The 15,367-nt window shown below is 64.9% G+C and carries 17 protein-coding genes; 8 read left to right on the top strand and 9 right to left on the bottom strand.

All coding sequences use genetic code 11. The features are described 5' to 3' along the window. Window positions 1-17 precede the first annotated feature (17 nt). From puhA to P0652_RS11020, 8 genes are all read left to right on the top strand, one after another. The gene (gene puhA, locus P0652_RS11055) at window positions 18-794 is read left to right on the top strand and encodes a photosynthetic reaction center subunit H (protein WP_284178867.1); all 777 of its coding nucleotides are present in this window, start codon (window positions 18-20) and stop codon (window positions 792-794) included. Continuing rightward, window positions 791-1,477, top strand: a complete 687-nt coding sequence (gene puhB, locus P0652_RS11050) for a photosynthetic complex putative assembly protein PuhB (protein ID WP_284178866.1) — start codon at window positions 791-793, stop codon at window positions 1,475-1,477. The genes puhA and puhB overlap by 4 nt, the downstream gene beginning before the upstream one ends. A 14-nt stretch (window positions 1,478-1,491) precedes the next feature. Beyond that, window positions 1,492-1,986, top strand: a complete 495-nt coding sequence (gene puhC, locus P0652_RS11045) for a photosynthetic complex assembly protein PuhC (protein ID WP_284178865.1) — start codon at window positions 1,492-1,494, stop codon at window positions 1,984-1,986. Window positions 1,987-2,019: 33 nt separating this feature from the next. Continuing rightward, window positions 2,020-2,337, top strand: a complete 318-nt coding sequence (locus P0652_RS11040) for an O2-dependent cyclase accessory protein (RefSeq protein WP_284178864.1) — start codon at window positions 2,020-2,022, stop codon at window positions 2,335-2,337. Then, window positions 2,334-3,419, top strand: coding sequence for a magnesium-protoporphyrin IX monomethyl ester (oxidative) cyclase (gene acsF, locus P0652_RS11035; protein WP_284178863.1), 1,086 nt, complete (start codon window positions 2,334-2,336; stop codon window positions 3,417-3,419). Before P0652_RS11040 ends, acsF begins: the two co-directional genes overlap by 4 nt. Window positions 3,420-3,432: 13 nt before the next feature. Next, window positions 3,433-4,341, top strand: a complete 909-nt coding sequence (puhE, locus tag P0652_RS11030) for a putative photosynthetic complex assembly protein PuhE (protein ID WP_284178862.1) — start codon at window positions 3,433-3,435, stop codon at window positions 4,339-4,341. Next, on the top strand, window positions 4,338-5,549 hold the full coding sequence (gene hemA, locus P0652_RS11025) for a 5-aminolevulinate synthase (protein WP_284178861.1): 1,212 nt from the start codon (window positions 4,338-4,340) through the stop codon (window positions 5,547-5,549). The genes puhE and hemA overlap by 4 nt, the downstream gene beginning before the upstream one ends. A gap of 82 nt (window positions 5,550-5,631) precedes the next feature. Further along, window positions 5,632-6,015 carry a c-type cytochrome gene (locus P0652_RS11020; RefSeq protein ID WP_284178860.1) on the top strand — a complete coding sequence of 128 codons (384 nt, stop codon included), beginning with the start codon at window positions 5,632-5,634 and terminating at the stop codon, window positions 6,013-6,015. A 636-nt stretch (window positions 6,016-6,651) separates the two neighbouring features. On the opposite strand, the gene P0652_RS11015 is transcribed toward P0652_RS11020, so the two are convergent. The 9 genes from P0652_RS11015 to P0652_RS10975 form a co-directional block, all read right to left on the bottom strand. After that, on the bottom strand, window positions 6,652-7,731 hold the full coding sequence (locus tag P0652_RS11015) for an alanine racemase (RefSeq protein WP_284178859.1): 1,080 nt from the start codon (window positions 7,729-7,731) through the stop codon (window positions 6,652-6,654). A 3-nt stretch (window positions 7,732-7,734) separates the two neighbouring features. Continuing rightward, a complete protein-coding gene (locus P0652_RS11010) occupies window positions 7,735-8,196 on the bottom strand; it encodes a RidA family protein (RefSeq protein WP_284178858.1) in 462 nt (153 codons plus the stop codon). Next, entirely contained in the window at window positions 8,193-9,353 is a 1,161-nt protein-coding gene (locus P0652_RS11005; protein ID WP_284178857.1) for an amidohydrolase/deacetylase family metallohydrolase, read from the bottom strand. Before P0652_RS11005 ends, P0652_RS11010 begins: the two co-directional genes overlap by 4 nt. A 77-nt stretch (window positions 9,354-9,430) precedes the next feature. Continuing rightward, window positions 9,431-10,378, bottom strand: coding sequence for an N-carbamoyl-D-amino-acid hydrolase (locus P0652_RS11000; RefSeq protein ID WP_284178856.1), 948 nt, complete (start codon window positions 10,376-10,378; stop codon window positions 9,431-9,433). Next, entirely contained in the window at window positions 10,375-11,487 is a 1,113-nt protein-coding gene (locus P0652_RS10995; RefSeq protein WP_284178855.1) for a diaminopropionate ammonia-lyase, read from the bottom strand. Before P0652_RS10995 ends, P0652_RS11000 begins: the two co-directional genes overlap by 4 nt. After that, entirely contained in the window at window positions 11,480-12,484 is a 1,005-nt protein-coding gene (locus P0652_RS10990; protein ID WP_284178854.1) for an ABC transporter ATP-binding protein, read from the bottom strand. Before P0652_RS10990 ends, P0652_RS10995 begins: the two co-directional genes overlap by 8 nt. Continuing rightward, window positions 12,481-13,473 carry an ABC transporter ATP-binding protein gene (locus tag P0652_RS10985; protein WP_284178853.1) on the bottom strand — a complete coding sequence of 331 codons (993 nt, stop codon included), beginning with the start codon at window positions 13,471-13,473 and terminating at the stop codon, window positions 12,481-12,483. Before P0652_RS10985 ends, P0652_RS10990 begins: the two co-directional genes overlap by 4 nt. A 2-nt stretch (window positions 13,474-13,475) precedes the next feature. After that, window positions 13,476-14,399 (bottom strand): ABC transporter permease, encoded by a 924-nt coding sequence (locus P0652_RS10980; protein ID WP_284178852.1) that lies wholly within the window; start codon window positions 14,397-14,399, stop codon window positions 13,476-13,478. Between the two features lie 3 nt (window positions 14,400-14,402). Beyond that, complete coding sequence (locus P0652_RS10975) at window positions 14,403-15,344, bottom strand: ABC transporter permease (protein ID WP_284178851.1); 942 nt, start codon at window positions 15,342-15,344, stop codon at window positions 14,403-14,405. Between the last annotated feature and the right edge of the window lie 23 nt (window positions 15,345-15,367).

Below are 15,367 nucleotides of genomic sequence, written 5' to 3'. Positions count from 1 at the left end.
TTCGAGGAGGACATCCCATGGAGCCACAAAGTTTCGCCAACCATTACGATCTCGCGATCGTCTCGCTTTACGTGTTCTGGGTCTTCTTCGCCGGGCTGATCTACTACCTGCAGCGCGAAGCCCAGCGCGAGGGCTACCCGGTCGAGGAAGCCACGCAGCCCGGCAAGTTCCGGCTGAAGAGCCTCATGTTCTACCCGCCGGCGAAAACCTTCCTTCTGCCTGATGGTTCGACCAAAATCGCCCCGGATGGAATTCCTGATGCCCGCCCTGTTCCGGGCAAGGCTATCTCGCGCGTCCCGGGGGCCCCTCTGGAACCCAATAACGCCGTTCCACTGAATGATTGCATCGGGCCGGGCTCCTGGGCCGAACGCGCCGACAAGCCGGACCTGACCACCCAGATGACGCCGCGGATCGTACCGATGCGCGTCGCCACCAGCTACACCACAGCCTCGCGCGATCCCGATCCCCGCGGCATGCCGGTTGTCGGCTGTGACGGCGCAATCGGCGGCACCGTCGTCGATATCTGGGTCGACCGCTCGGAAGCCCTCGCCCGGTATCTCGAGGTCGAGACAGCCAAGGGCAAGCGCCGCATCCTGCTGCCGATGACCTTCTCAGTGGTGAAGACCTGGCCGGGCCGCGTGGTGGTGGATGCGATTACCGGCGCGCAGTTCGAGAACGTCCCGGGCACCGCGAAGGCGGATGTCGTGACCCTGCTCGAGGAAGACAAGATCTGTGCCTATTACGGCTCGGGCACCCTCTATGCGACGCCGGACCGTGCGGAGCCCCTGATATGAGCGATCACGACGATTTCGCCGTAGAGCCGGTGCGGGGCCTTCCCGCCCGGCTTCCGGAGGGCGAAACCCTGCTCTGGCAGGGGGCGCCCGACTGGAAGGTCCTTGCCTGGCGCGGCTTCCATCTGCGCTTCGTGTCGGCCTATTTCGCCGTGCTGATCGGCTGGACCGCCTTCAGCACCTGGTGGGTCGGCGGCGGCTGGCCGATGGTGTTCCGCTCCGTCGTGCCGATTACTGTCGCGGCCCTCCTGGCCATCGGCCTGCTGGCTCTGGTGGCCTGGCTGGTTGCACGGTCGAGCGTCTACAGCATCACCTCGAAGCGCGTCGTGATGCGGATCGGCGTGGCCCTGCCGATGACGTTCAACCTGCCCTTCGCCTGCATCGAAGGGGCCTCGGTCCGCCGCTGGGCGGATGGTTCCGGCGATATCAGCCTTGCGATGGGCAAGAACACCCGCCTGAACGCTCTCGTGCTCTGGCCGCATGCCCGGCCCTGGCATCTGAACAATCCGGAGCCGAGCTTCCGCGCCCTTGCAGATCTCGATGCCGTCGCCGCCGTATTGGCCCATGCCCTCCAGGCGGCCAGCCCGGAAGGCGAGACCAGCCTCAACCTGCCGGCGGCGCGCCCTGCGCCGCAGCCTGAAACGCCGCTGATCGAGGGCTCCTCCCTCGCCTCGGCCGCCCGCTAGGACTGGAGACGCACATGGCCACCACCACCAAGGGTTCGGTCTTTCCGGGATGGTTCCTGGCGGGTGCCGCCAGCCTGATGGTGCTGGCCGTCGTCTCGGCCGGCATCGGCCGCTACCAGAAGGCAATCAACGGACCGGCGCCGATGCCGGCCGTCGTCGCCGAAGTCTTGATCCGGTTCGAGGCCAGGCCGGATGGCAGCATGCTGATCCGCCGCCTCCCGGATGACCGGGTGATCGAGCATCTCCCCACCGATGGAAGCGGCTTCATGCGCGGCATCCATCGCAGCCTCAACCGCGACCGCGCGATGCGGCAGCTCGACCGGGACGCGCCCTATCGGCTCGTCAAGCGCGCCAATGGCCGCCATTCGGTCATCGACCCGCTTTCGGGCGAGAGGATCGAACTCGACGGTTTCGGGCCCAGCCACAGCCAGCATGTCGGCCGGCTGATTGACCAGGGACAAAGCCAGACCGGCCTGTCCACGCCTAGCCTGTCAAAGCACCAGAACTGAACGCAAAAAACCCGAACGAAACGGAGGATACCGATGCAGCCTGGAACCCATTCCCCCCCCGACATCAACGCCCGAAAGTTCGATGTCGGCTGCACGATCCGCGTCTCGCACACCTTCGAGAGCCTGCATGCCCATGTCGAACTGGATGACAACGTGCCGATCTTCCCCGGCGACGAAGTCATCGTCCATGGCTCGCCGGTGAAGGTGCCCTATGGCGAGACCGCCGAAATCCGCCGGACAGCCACCGTCGTCCGCGCCGGTCCGATCGAGCGCCTGTGGACCAAGGCCACAGGCCGTCTCGAAATGATGGAACTGCTTGAATTCAGCTTCTCGGAAAGGACCCGGCTATGAGCGCGACCACCACACTCGATGTCCGCAATGCCCCGGCGATCGACACCACGGAAGCCACGCGGATCGCGCAGGCGGACACAGTCCTGACGCCCCGCTTCTACACGACCGATTTCGACGAGCTCGACAAGGTCGACGTCACGCCCGTCCGCGAGGAATGGGATGCGCTGCTCGCCGAAATGAAGAGCGACCCCAACAAGGGCCATTTCCAGCGAAATGCCGAGTGGAATTCGGACATGTCGCATCTCCAGGGCCAGCTCCGGAAGGAGATGATCGACTTCCTGATCAGCTCCTGCACGGCGGAATTCTCGGGCTGCGTGCTTTATGCGGAAATGAAGAAGCGCGGAACCAACAAGGAAATCTGCGAGCTCTTCAAGTATATGAGCCGCGACGAAGCCCGCCATGCCGGGTTCATCAATGATGCACTGAAGGACTTCGGGGTCGGCGTCGATCTCGGCTTCCTGACGAAGGCGAAAAAATATACGTATTTCAAGCCGAAATACATCTATTACGCGACCTATCTCTCCGAGAAGATCGGCTATGCGCGCTATATCACGATCTTCCGGCATCTCGAGAAGCACCCGGAACTGCGCATCCACCCGATCTTCAAGTGGTTCGAGGAATGGTGCAATGACGAGTTCCGCCATGGCGAGGCCTTCTCGCTGCTGATGCGAGCCAACCCGCATCTGCTGCGCGGCTACAACAAGTACTGGATCCGCTTCTTCCTGCTCGCGGTCTTCGCGACGATGTATGTCCGCGATCATGCCCGGCCGGCCTTCCACAAGGCACTGGGCATCGATCCGAAGGAATACGGCATGCGCGTCTTCCGGGTAACGTCGGAAATTTCTCGCCAGTGCTTCCCGCTGGAACTGGATATCGACCATCCCGCCTTCCGCAAGGGCCTCGACCGGCTGCTGGTGCTCAACGAGAAGATCGCCGATGCCGACGAGCAGGGCGGCGTGATCGGCAAGGTGAAGCGCTACGCGGCCATGGCCCAGATCGCGGCCACGATGGCGAAGCTCTATTTCCTGCCGGTCAAGTCGAACACGATCCCGGCCACCAGCCGGCTCTATCCGACCTACTGAACCGGAACCGGCCATGGACGCGCTCGCCCTCCCGATCATCATGACACTCTTCGTCTGGTGGATCTCCACCGGCGCGGTGCTGTTCCTGACCGGGCTGCCGCGCGCGACCTATGGCTGGAGCATGGCCATCGCTACGCTGGTCGGGCTGGGCGGCCTCGCCGCCCTGTTCGCCAGCGCACGCATGACGACTCCGGCCGGCGCCTATATCGCCTTTTTCGGCGCAATGGCCGTCTGGGCCTGGAACGAGATCGGCTTCCTGCTCGGACATGTCACCGGCAGCCGCCGCACGCCCTCGCCGCCCGGCATCCGGGGCTGGGCACGGTTCGTCGCCGCGACGCAGACGCTGATCCATCATGAATTGCTGATCCTCGCTTCGGCCCTGGCCATCCTCGCCGTGACCTGGGACGAGCCCAATCAGGTCGGGACGCGGCTGTTCCTCGTGCTCTGGCTGATGCGGCTCAGCACGAAGTTCAACATCTTCCTCGGCGTGCCGAATGTGACCGTGGAATTCCTGCCGCCGCATCTCGCCTACCTTGCCACCTATTTCAAGAAGCGGCCGATGAACGGGCTGTTTCCCTTCTCGGTCACGATCTCGACGCTGGTAACGGCCTGGCTGTGTCACAGCATGCTGGCCGCGCCGGCCGGCAGCTTCCAGGCGACCGGCCATGCCCTGATCGCCGCGCTGATGGCGCTGGCGGTGCTGGAACATTGGTTCCTGGTCATTCCGCTGCCTTTCGGCGAACTCTGGTCCTGGGGTCTCGCCTCCCGTCCGCCGGTGCCGGAAGCACCGAAGCCGACCGAAGCCACGGAGCGGGTTGCCGCCTGTCCGGTGCTTCTTGCCATAAGCCAGCCTGGAACGGCGCCCGCCGTTGCGCCGGAAGCCTGGCCGAAGTCCCTAGTCTGTGGAGGAACCAGCCGATGAAATTCGAGACTTTCTTTCGCCGCGAGCTGGCCTCGCTCCGCAACGAGGGCCGTTACCGCGTTTTCGCCGATCTCGAACGCAAGGCCGGGCAGTTCCCCCGGGCGATGTTCCACGGACCATCCGGGCCGCGCGAGGTCACCGTCTGGTGTTCGAACGACTATCTCGGCATGGGCCAGCACCCGACAGTGCTCGAGGCCATGCACGAGGCGCTCGATACTTGTGGCGCCGGTGCGGGAGGCACGCGCAACATTGCCGGGACCAACCATTACCATGTGATGATCGAGAAAGAGCTGGCCGCGCTCCACAACAAGGAAGCGGCACTGCTCTTCAATTCGGGCTACATGTCGAACTGGGCCGCGATCAGCACCATCGCCTCGAAGCTGCCGGAATGCGTTATCCTCTCGGATGCGCTCAACCATGCCTCGATGATCGAGGGGATGCGGCACAGCCGGGCGAAAAAGGTCGTCTTCGAGCATAACAACCCGAATGACCTGCGGCGGCACCTTCGTGCGCTGGATCCGAAAGTGCCGAAATTCGTGCTGTTCGAATCCGTCTATTCAATGGATGGCGACGTCGCTCCGGTCCGCGAGATCGTCGAGGCGGCCGAGGATTACGGCGCCCTCACCTATATCGACGAGGTCCATTCCGTCGGGCTCTATGGCCCGGGCGGAGCGGGCATCGCGGCGCGGGACGGGATGAGCGACCGTATCGACATTATCGAGGGCACGCTCGGGAAGGCCATCGGCGTGTTGGGCGGCTACATCGCCGGCTCGGCGGCGATGTGCGACTTCGTGCGCAGTTTCGCCTCGGGCTTCATTTTCTCGACGGCCTTGCCGCCGGCCATTGCCGCAGGTGCGCTGGCCAGCATCCGGCACCTCCGGAACAGCGATGCCGAGCGGATCGGGCATCAGGAGCGTGTGGCGCAGGTGCGGGCGGCGCTCGACGAGGCCGGCATTCCGCACATGCCGAATCCCAGCCATATCGTTCCGGTGATGGTGGGGGATGCAGCCCTGTGCAAGAAACTCAGCGATGACCTGATCGAGCGCTTCGATATCTATGTCCAGCCGATCAACTACCCGACCGTGCCACGGGGCACGGAACGGCTGCGGATCACGCCGACCCCGTTGCATTCCGACGAGGATATCCGCAAGCTTGTGGAAGCGTTGTCCTCGATCTGGTCCATGGTCGGGCTGAAACGAGCGGCGTGACATTCTGTCATCCAGTCCAGACCTTGCCGCGTATATCCAAAACGTCGCGGATCAGTCCCGCGAACCAAGCCGAGGAAATGCCATGAGAGCTCTTGTATTTTCGGTCGCCGCGCTTGCCCTGACGCCGTTCGCGGCAAAGGCCCAGGATGCCGAGGCCGGCGCGCGGATCTTCGCCCAGTGCCGCACCTGCCACCAGATCGGTGAAACCGCCAAGAATGGCGTCGGCCCCCAGCTGAATGGCCTTTTCGGCCGCAAGGCGGGATCCGTTGCGGGATATTCCTATTCCAACGCCTACAAGGCGCTGGACAAGGTATGGAGCGTCGAGAACTTCACCGTCTACATCAAGGATCCGCGCGGCGTGACGCCCGGCACCAAGATGGTCTATCCCGGCCTGAAGGATGAGACGCAGATCAAGAACCTGATCGCGTTCCTCAGCCAGTACGGCGCGGACGGCAAGAAGAAATAAGCTCGGCCGCGCGGCACACCGCTCCGTGCCACCGCTTCGGTTGATCGGCAATTGATGATCCGGCTCTCGACAAGGAGAGCCGGATCTTCTTTTTTCTGTCGCACTCTTCAGACACGGCTAGGAGAAAAGAAAAGCTGGGTCGACGTGGAACCGCATCGGGGGCATTGATGGATAAGCTGAAGCAATTCGTCCAGGATAACCTGCTTCTTTCGATGTTTCTGGTAAGCCTTCTGACGTCGGTCGCGACGGTCAGCGTGCTGACACCCCGACAGGTTGTCGGCCCGGTCGGTCCGCAAGGGCCTGCTGGCCCGGCGGGACCGGCTGGCCCGGCCGGAGCACAAGGCCCGGCCGGAGCACAAGGCCCTGCCGGGGCACAAGGACCTGCCGGGGCTGTCGGGCCCGCCGGGGCCCAGGGCCCGGCCGGAGCACAAGGCCCTGCCGGGGCACAAGGCCCTGCCGGGGCACAAGGACCGGCAGGAGAACGTGGTCCGGCTGGTGAACCCGGTCCGGCCGGCCCGCAGGGGCCCGCTGGAGAGCGTGGCCCGGCCGGTGTTCCTGGCCCTGCCGGTCCGCAAGGTCCCGCCGGAGAACGCGGGCCGCAGGGCGAGCGCGGCCCGGCTGGCGGCTGATCGCCGCTCAGGTCAGCGCCCCGCGCGCCTCGACTTCCGTCCGGCCGATGATCTCGTCGCTGCGGACAAGGACAAGGCTGCCGACGACATTGACGACCGGGCAGACATGGTTCGGGATGACACGGACGATGTCACCCACTTTCGGCCGGTCATTGCAGCGGGAAAGGTCGAGGAACCCATGCTCCTCGGCGAAGCGGGCCACCTCGCCCTCGGGATGCTCGAGAATGTGGCCATAGCCCGTCAGGCCCCAGCCGGTATCGGTTGTGAAGACCTTTGAGCCCGCATCGAGAATGCCACGCTCCGGCCCGCCGCGGCTGACCACGGTGGTATAGACCATCAATGCGCAATCCTCCTGACGGGCATAGCCGGCGGCCATCATCATCCGGTCATTGAAAATCGAGGTGCCGGCACGGTGTTCGGTCTGTCCCTCAATGGCGCCGAGCGTCAGCAGGTTCGGCGTCCCGCCCGAGGACAGGGCTTTGAAAGCGATACCGTGTTCCGCGAGGCCGTCCCGCACAGCCTGTACGAAGGCATTGGTCACCGCTGCACCATCTTCCGGCGGATAGAGCATCAGCCCTTCGAAAACGAGTCCGGGGGTCGCCGCGATCTGCCGCGCAAGGGCGATGGCCTCGCCCGGCGTTTCGACACCGGCGCGCTTGCGGCCAGTATCGCATTCAACGCGAACAAAGAGCGGGGTACCGGCCTGCGCCGCCGCCCGGCCGAGATGCTCGACCACCAGCGGATTATCGGCCGCGACGCGCATCGTCACACCCTGCATCAGGCGGGCAAGGCGGGCCATCTTCTCCTCACCGAGCAGATTGTAGGAGATGAAAATGTCGTCGGCGCCGCCGGCCGCCATGGCTTCGGCCTCGCCGATCTTCTGGCAGGTGATGCCTTTCGCACCGGCCTCGAGTTGCCTCTGCATAAGCTCGACGGATTTATGCGTCTTGATATGCGGGCGATTGGCGATGCCCTTCGCATCGCAAGTCGCCTGGGCTTTCGCGATATTGCGATCGACCACATCAAGATCGACCACAAGTTGCGGCGTCCCGAATTCCTGCGCGATGCGCGTCTTCAGATCGGCCATGGCTCAGCCTTTCACCAGCAGGATCGCCTCGATCTCGACCGCCATGCGGTTCGGCAGCGAGCCCATGCCCACGGCTGAGCGGGCATGGCGGCCGGCCTCGCCCAGCACCTCGACCAGCAGGTCGGAGCATCCATTGATCACCTTGGGATGATCGGCGAAATCCGGTTCCGCATTGACCATGCCGAGCAGTTTCACCACGGCTTCGATGCGGGAGAGATCGCCCAGAGCGGCTTTCGCCACGGCCAGCAATTGCAGGCCGGTCAGCCGCGCTTCCTGATAGGCCTCGTCGATCGAGATGTCGCGGCCGAGCCGGCCGGCGCGGTAGGTGCCGTCGGGCCGCTTCGGGCCCTGCCCGGAGAGGTAGAGCAGGTTTCCGGCAAAGCGATAGGGCACGTAATTCGCCACCGGCACCGGGACGGGCGGCAGGACAAGGCCAAGGCTGGCCAGGCGCTGTTCGGGCGTCATGAATTCACCTTCGGAAAGCGCGTCGAGCGCTTCGGATGCCACCATTTGCCCTTGAGGACCACGCCTTCGGAGACGATCTTCTGGTTGCCGATCAGGTGTTCACCGGTCACGTCGACATAGTCGAACTTGCCCTCGCGCACGGTCAGGATCGTTGCATCGCCGAGCGCGCCGACCTTGAGCGATCCGTATTCCGGGCGCTTCAGCATCATCCCGGCATTGACGGTAGAGGCCTTGACCACCTCGTAGAGGCTGACGCCGAGGCAGAGGAATTTCGACATCGTCGTCACCTGGTCGAAAGCCGGTCCGTTGATGCAGAGCTGGTGAACATCCGAGGAGATGGTATCCGGCAGGAAGCCATTGGCCAGCATGGCGCGCGTCGTCTTGAAGGCGAAGGAGCCCTTGCCATGGCCGATATCGAACAGCACGCCGCGCTTGCGGGCCGCGAGCACGGCCGGCTTGACCGTGCCCTGCGCCGTGGCGGGCGAGTTCGGGAAAGGCCGGAAGGCATGGGTCAGCACATCGCCGGGGCGGAGCATCTCCAGCACTTCCTCGTAGGAGGGCGGCGGATGGTCGATATGGCACATCAGCGGCATGCCGACTTCCTCTGCCACCTGCAGCGCGATGTTGAGCGGCGCAGTGCCCTGCTCGCCCGAGGCATGGAGCCCGACTCGGACCTTGATGCCGACGATGAGATCGCGGTTCGCATCCGCCACCTCGGCGCAGGCGATCGGGTTCATCATGCGCATATCGACGCTCTCGCCCACCATGACACGGCTGTCAAAGCCATAGATGCCGGCATGACTGACATGGAGATAGGCGAGGATACGGGCCTGGCTGTGCTCGATCACATGCTTGCGGAAACCGGGCCAGTTGCCCGGGCCAGCCGAACCGGTATCCACCGAGGTGGTGACACCGGACATGCGGCAGAATTCATCCGCATCGATGCCCAGTGACGTGCCGCCCCAATAGACATGGGTATGCATGTCAATGAGCCCGGGCGTGACGATACAGCCGGAGACGTCGCGCGTTTCCTTCGCGCCTTTCAGGTCCTTGCCGAAGCCGGAGACCTTGCCGTCGGTGAAGGCGACATCGAGGATGCCGTCATGTTTCTGCGACGGGTCAATCACCCGGCCGCCTTTCAGGATCAGATCATGCATGGCGTCCTCCCTGGGTTGCGCCTGTCGGGAATGGTTGCTCGTCATCGCCAGCCCGGCCCGGCCATGACCTGACCGGCTCAGTCCGGCAGCACCGCGCCCTTGCGCTCGACGATCATCCGGTATTGCGCGGGCTCGCGGTGGCGGGCGAAATTGAAGGTGGAGTTCCTGTAGCTCTGGCCGAGATCGAGATCGCAGCGCGCGACGACAAGCTCGTCCTCGCGCGTCACCGCCTGCGCCACGATCTCGCCGGTCGGGGCAATGATGCAGGAGCCGCCGATCATCTCGCAGCCTTCCTCGACGCCGCATTTCGCTACGCCGATGACCCAGCTGGCATTCTGGTAGGCACCGGCCTGCATCACGAGATGGTTGTGGAAATCGCCGAGCCGGTCATGCGCCGGGGCCGGCGGGTTATGGACCGGGGTGTTGTAGCCGAGCAGGATCATCTCGACGCCCTGCAGGCCCATGACGCGGTAGCTTTCCGGCCAGCGGCGGTCATTGCAGATCATCTGGCCGAACAGGCCGGAATGCAGGTCAGCCCCTGCCCGGACGACCGGCCAGGACAGGTTGCCGACCTCGAAATAGCGCTTCTCGAGATGCTGGAAGGCCCGCCACGGCTCATGCTCGGCATGCCCGGGCAGATGGATCTTGCGGTATTTCGCGAGGATCCGGCCATCCTTGCCAACGAGGATCTGGGTGTTGAAGCGGCGGGTCCGCCCCTCCTCCTGCGTGAGTTCCGCATAACCGAGCGTGAAGGCAAGGCCGAGTTCGCGCGCGGTGGTGAAGAGCGTCGCGGTCTCGTTCGAGGGCATCTCGCGCTCGAAGAAGCTGTCGATCTCCGCCTGATCCGCCATGAACCAGCGCGGGAAGAAGGTGGTCAGCGCCAATTCGGGAAAGGCGACGAGATCGCAGCCATTCCGGGCGGCCTCGCGCATCAGCGTGACCATCCGGGCGACGACCGCCGAGCGGCTGTCGCTGCGCTGGATCGCGCCGAGCTGTGCAGCGCCAATGGTGAGGACACGGCTCATCCCTCGACCTCCTCCGGTGTGCGCCCAACAATCGCCGTGTAGACGGCGGGATCGGTGGCACCTTCCGTGCCATAGAACAGGATGCGGGAAGTGGCGTCGATGCCAAGCGCTGCCCGCCATTCCGGATGCGCGCAGACCTGCCGGAACCCGGCCAGCCCGGCCACGCCGGATTCGCCACCGACCACGCCCTCCTCCGCCAGCCGGCGCATGGCCGCTGCCGCGTCCTCGTCGGTGACGGTCATGAAAGCATCAGCGCCGGGATCGAGGATCGTCCAGGCGAGGATCGAAGGTTCGCCGCAGGCCAGCCCGGCAATGATCGTCTCGAGATCGCCGGTGACATTGGTGATCGTGCCCGCCTTCGCGCTGGCGAGCAGGCAGGCGGCATTTTCCGGCTCGACCACGATCATTTTCGGGCGGCCTGAACCGAACTTTTCCCAGCGATAGGAAAGAACGGCCGCGGCGATGCCACCGACGCCGCCCTGCACGAAGACATGGGTCGGCTTGCCGCCCTGTTCCTCGACTTCCATGGCGAGCGTCGCATAGCCCTGCATCACATCCCGCGGGACATCCTCGTAACCCGGCCACGACGTGTCGGAGACAATCTGCCAGCCATTCCGGGCCGCCGCTTCGGCCGAGGCGCGCACCGAGGCATCGTAGTTGAAGCCCTTGCGGACAACCTCGGCGCCATAGGAGCGGATGGCCTCCGCCCGCCCCTCGCTGACGCCCTCATGGACATAGATGACGGCGCGGATCCCGGCCCGCCGCGCGCCCCAGGCCACGGCCCGGCCATGATTGCCATCGGTGGCGCAGGTCACTGTCAGCCCCTCGCGGCCGCTTTTGGCCACCAGCCGGTCAACAGCGTAAGCTCCTCCCAGCGCCTTGAACGAGCGCAGGGTGAAGCGCTTGCCTTCATCCTTGTAGAGAATCTCGGCCACCCCGGCCTCCTGCGCCAAAGCGGGCAGGCTGCGGAGCGGGGTGGGCGCGTAGCCCTGCCATTGGCGGATGGTTTCGCGGGCCTCGCCAGCCCCTTCCAGCGAGAGAATGGCCTGCAGCTCGGGGCCGTAGGGACGGGCCCGGTCGAGATGCGGGTTGAGCAGGAAGTCAGGCATTGTCGGTCCCGGACGGCTCTTCGGCCGCTTCGATGAGATGGCAGGCGGCGACATGCTGGTTGCCCACCTGGCGCAGGACGGGCTCCTCGCTGCGGCAGCGATCGACCACGAAGGGGCAACGCGTGTTGAAGCGGCAGCCCTTGGGCGGGTTGATCGGGCTCGGCACATCGCCTCGGAGGATGATGCGTTCGCGCCGGATTTCCGGGTCCGGCACCGGCACAGCCGAAAGCAGCGCCTTGGTATAGGGGTGTTGCGGATTGGCGAAGATCGCCTCGCGGGGGCCCTTCTCGACGATCTTGCCGAGATACATCACCGCCACGCGATGCGTCATGTGCTCGACGATCGCGAGGTCGTGGCTGATGAAAAGCAAGGCGAGGCCGAGTTCCTGCTGCAGGTCGCAGAGCAGGTTCACGATCTGCGCCTTGACCGAGACATCGAGTGCGGAGACAGCCTCGTCGCAGATGATGAGATCCGGCTCGGCCGCCAGAGCCCGGGCAATGCCGATCCGCTGACGCTGCCCGCCCGAGAATTCATGCGGCCAGCGATCGATCGCATCGGGCGGCAGGCCGACCTTTGCCATCAGCGCGCGCAGGCGGGCATCGATCTCCGCCCGGGTCTTCAACAGGCCGAAATTCGTGATCGGCTCGGCGAGAATGTCGCGCACGCGCATTCGCGGGTTGAGCGAGGAGAACGGGTCCTGGAAGACCACCTGGATGCGCTGGCGGAGCGGGCGCAGGGCTGCGGGCGAGAGATCGTCGATGCGCTGGCCATCGAGCACAACCTGCCCGGAGGTCAGCTCGAACAGGCGCAGGATCGCCTTGCCGACCGTGGACTTGCCGCACCCGCTCTCGCCGACCAGCGACAGGGTTTCGCCTTTGTCGATCGAGAACGACACACCATCAACCGCAAAGACATGGCCGGTCACGCCGGAAAGGACGCCGCCCCGGATCGGGAAGTGCTTCTTGAGGTCGTTGACCGCGAGGATGGGCTGGTTCATGCGACCGAGGCCTCCCGTTCGGCATGGTGACAGGCGACGATCTGGCCGGGCGCCTTCATTTCGAGCCCTGGCGCGATGCGGCGGCAGAGTTCGGTAACCTGCGGGCAGCGGCCGGCAAAGACGCAGCCATCGATGCGCTTCTTGAGGCTGGGCACCATGCCGGGAATCTCGGCGAGGCGCTGGAAGCCCTGGCCGGAAAGCGAGGAACCCAGCTTCGGTACGGCGCCGAGCAGGCCCTGCGTATAGGGATGCTTCGGCGACCGGAAAAGCTGGCGGACCGGCGCTTCCTCGACCTTGCGGCCGGCATACATGACGACGACCTGATCAGCGACTTCGGCGACGACGCCGAGATCATGCGTGATCAGCATGATGGCGGCACCGACACGGGATTTGAGATCGCGCATCAGATCGAGGATCTGCGCCTGGATCGTCACGTCGAGCGCCGTCGTGGGCTCATCCGCGATCAGCAATTTGGGCGAGCAGGCGAGCGCGATGGCGATCATCACGCGCTGGCGCATGCCGCCGGAGAGCTGGTGCGGGTATTCATGCACCCGGCGGCCAGGCTCGGGAATGCCGACCAGCTTGAGCATCTCGACGGCCTGCGCAAGCGCCTCCGCCTTGCCGAGGCCCTGATGGAGGCGCAGGCTCTCGGAGATCTGCCGCCCGATGGTCAGGACCGGGTTGAGGCTGGTCATCGGCTCCTGGAAGATCATCGAGATCTCGTTGCCGCGGATATGGCGCATCTCCTCCGGTGTGCAGTCGAGCAGGTTGCGCCCCTCGAAGCGGATCTGCCCGGCCATCTTGCCCGGCGGCTCGGGGATGAGCCGCAGGATCGACATGGCGGTGACGGATTTCCCGCAGCCGCTCTCGCCGACGACCGCAAGCGTCTGCCCGGCCTCGATGGAGAAGGAGACGCCATCCACCGCGCGGTTGATGCCATCCGGCGTGCGGAAATGCGTCTGGAGCTGGTCTATTTCAAGCAGGGCCATGATCAGAGCCTTTTCGCCATGCGCGGGTCCAGCGCGTCACGCAGGCCGTCGCCGACAAGGTTCACCGCCAGCACGGTCACCGACAGGAAGATGGCGGGGAAGACGATGATATGCGGGCGCACCTGCCAGAGCGTCCGGCCATCGGCCATGATGTTGCCCCATGTGGGCACGGTCGGCGGAATGCCGGCTCCGATGAAGGAGAGGATCGCCTCGACGATCATGGCGCTGGCGCAGATATAGGTGGCCTGCACGATCATCGGCGCCAACGTGTTCGGCAGGATGTGGCGGAAGATCAGCCGCGGCATCCGCGTGCCGGCGGCGATGGCGCCGTCGACATAGGGCTGTTCGCGCAGGGTCAGCACGACGCCGCGCACAAGGCGCGCGACACGCGGGATTTCTGCAATGGTGATCGCGATGATCACATTCTGCATCGAGCCGCGCGTCAGGGCCATCAGCGCGATGGCCAGCAGGATCGGCGGGATCGACATCATGCCGTCGATCATCCGCATGATGAGGCTGTCGGCCCAGCGGACCATGCCGGAGACGAGGCCGATGACGAGCCCGGCAATCGATGCGAGGATGGCCACCGAGAAGCCGACCATCAGCGAAACACGGGTGCCATAGAGCACGCGGGAATAGATGTCGCGGCCCAGCATGTCGGTGCCGAACCAATAGGCTTCCGACGGCAGGCGGGTGCGGCGGGCGGGCGAGAGCGAGGTCGGATCCACCGTACCGAGGAAGGGCGCGAAGACGGCGAGGCAGACCATCAAAGCCAGCAGGAAAACCCCGAAGGCCATGGCCGGGTTGGTACGGATGAACCCGATCACGCCCTTGCGCGGCTTCCGGGCCGGCAGGATGTCCGGCAGGACCGGCGCCACGACAAGGCGGGATTCATCGACGGGAGGGAGCGGTCCGGGCTGGTTCATGGCTCAGTACCGGATTCGCGGGTCAAGCAGGGTGTAGATGATGTCGACCACGAGATTGATGAGGACATAGACGAAGGAAAACATCAGCACGACGCCCTGGATGACGGGATAATCGCGACGGAGGATGGCATCGACCGTCAGGCGGCCCAGGCCGGGAATGGCGAAGACGCTCTCCGTCACCACGGCGCCACCGATGAGCAACGCGATCCCGATGCCGATCACCGTGACGACCGGGATGGCGGCATTCTTCAGCGCATGAATGAAGAGGATGCTCGGCTGGGCGAGGCCCTTCGAGCGGGCGGTGCGGATATAATCCTGCTGGAGCACTTCGAGCATGGAGGCTCGCGTGATGCGGGCGATCAGCGCGATATAGACCATGCCCAGCGTGACGGCCGGCAGTACGAGGTTTTCCAGCCACGGGCCGAACCCGGCCGAAAGCGGCGTGTAGCCCTGCACGGGGAACCAGTCGAGTTTCAGCGCAAACACATAGGCCAGCAGGTAGCCGACCACGAAAACCGGCACCGAGAACCCGAACACCGCGAAGGCCATGGCCACACGGTCGATCCAGGTGTTGGCTTTCCATGCAGCGACCACGCCCATCGGCACGGCGATGATGATCGCGAAGAACAAGGTCACCACCATGAGGCTGACCGTGGGCTCGATCCGCTGCGCGATCAACTGGGTCACCGGCAGCGAGGTGAAGATCGAGGTTCCGAGATCGCCCTGCAGCACGCGGAACAGCCATTCGGCGAAGCGCACGAGATAAGGCCTGTCGAGGCCGAGCCCGGCGCGGATTCGCTCGACATCGGCGGGGCTGGCCTGATCACCGGCAATGACGGCGGCCGGATCCCCTGGCGCGATGTAGAGCAGGGAAAAGACGAACAGCGCTACAAATCCCATGACGGGAATTGTCGCGATGATCCGCCGGACGATGAACGCAAGCATCGGGGATGAGGTCCTCGCAACGG

It is taken from the genome of Rhabdaerophilum sp. SD176 (genome assembly GCF_030143245.1).
Classification (GTDB): domain Bacteria; phylum Pseudomonadota; class Alphaproteobacteria; order Rhizobiales; family Beijerinckiaceae; genus Rhabdaerophilum.
The sequence above is the reverse complement of the archived record's forward strand: the minus strand, read 5'-3'. Positions and strand labels throughout refer to the sequence as shown.

Excerpts from the sequence above, each read along its gene's own strand:
- puhA (WP_284178867.1), top strand. The coding sequence starts at position 18 with ATGGAGCCACAAAGTTTCGCCAACCATTACGATCTCGCGATCGTCTCG.
- puhB (WP_284178866.1), top strand. The coding sequence starts at position 791 with ATGAGCGATCACGACGATTTCGCCGTAGAGCCGGTGCGGGGCCTTCCC.
- puhC (WP_284178865.1), top strand. The coding sequence starts at position 1,492 with ATGGCCACCACCACCAAGGGTTCGGTCTTTCCGGGATGGTTCCTGGCG.
- P0652_RS11040 (WP_284178864.1), top strand. The coding sequence starts at position 2,020 with ATGCAGCCTGGAACCCATTCCCCCCCCGACATCAACGCCCGAAAGTTC.
- acsF (WP_284178863.1), top strand. The coding sequence starts at position 2,334 with ATGAGCGCGACCACCACACTCGATGTCCGCAATGCCCCGGCGATCGAC.
- puhE (WP_284178862.1), top strand. The coding sequence starts at position 3,433 with ATGGACGCGCTCGCCCTCCCGATCATCATGACACTCTTCGTCTGGTGG.
- hemA (WP_284178861.1), top strand. The coding sequence starts at position 4,338 with ATGAAATTCGAGACTTTCTTTCGCCGCGAGCTGGCCTCGCTCCGCAAC.
- P0652_RS11020 (WP_284178860.1), top strand. The coding sequence starts at position 5,632 with ATGAGAGCTCTTGTATTTTCGGTCGCCGCGCTTGCCCTGACGCCGTTC.
- P0652_RS11015 (WP_284178859.1), bottom strand. The coding sequence starts at position 7,731 with ATGGCCGATCTGAAGACGCGCATCGCGCAGGAATTCGGGACGCCGCAA.
- P0652_RS11010 (WP_284178858.1), bottom strand. The coding sequence starts at position 8,196 with ATGACGCCCGAACAGCGCCTGGCCAGCCTTGGCCTTGTCCTGCCGCCC.
- P0652_RS11005 (WP_284178857.1), bottom strand. The coding sequence starts at position 9,353 with ATGCATGATCTGATCCTGAAAGGCGGCCGGGTGATTGACCCGTCGCAG.
- P0652_RS11000 (WP_284178856.1), bottom strand. The coding sequence starts at position 10,378 with ATGAGCCGTGTCCTCACCATTGGCGCTGCACAGCTCGGCGCGATCCAG.
- P0652_RS10995 (WP_284178855.1), bottom strand. The coding sequence starts at position 11,487 with ATGCCTGACTTCCTGCTCAACCCGCATCTCGACCGGGCCCGTCCCTAC.
- P0652_RS10990 (WP_284178854.1), bottom strand. The coding sequence starts at position 12,484 with ATGAACCAGCCCATCCTCGCGGTCAACGACCTCAAGAAGCACTTCCCG.
- P0652_RS10985 (WP_284178853.1), bottom strand. The coding sequence starts at position 13,473 with ATGGCCCTGCTTGAAATAGACCAGCTCCAGACGCATTTCCGCACGCCG.
- P0652_RS10980 (WP_284178852.1), bottom strand. The coding sequence starts at position 14,399 with ATGAACCAGCCCGGACCGCTCCCTCCCGTCGATGAATCCCGCCTTGTC.
- P0652_RS10975 (WP_284178851.1), bottom strand. The coding sequence starts at position 15,344 with ATGCTTGCGTTCATCGTCCGGCGGATCATCGCGACAATTCCCGTCATG.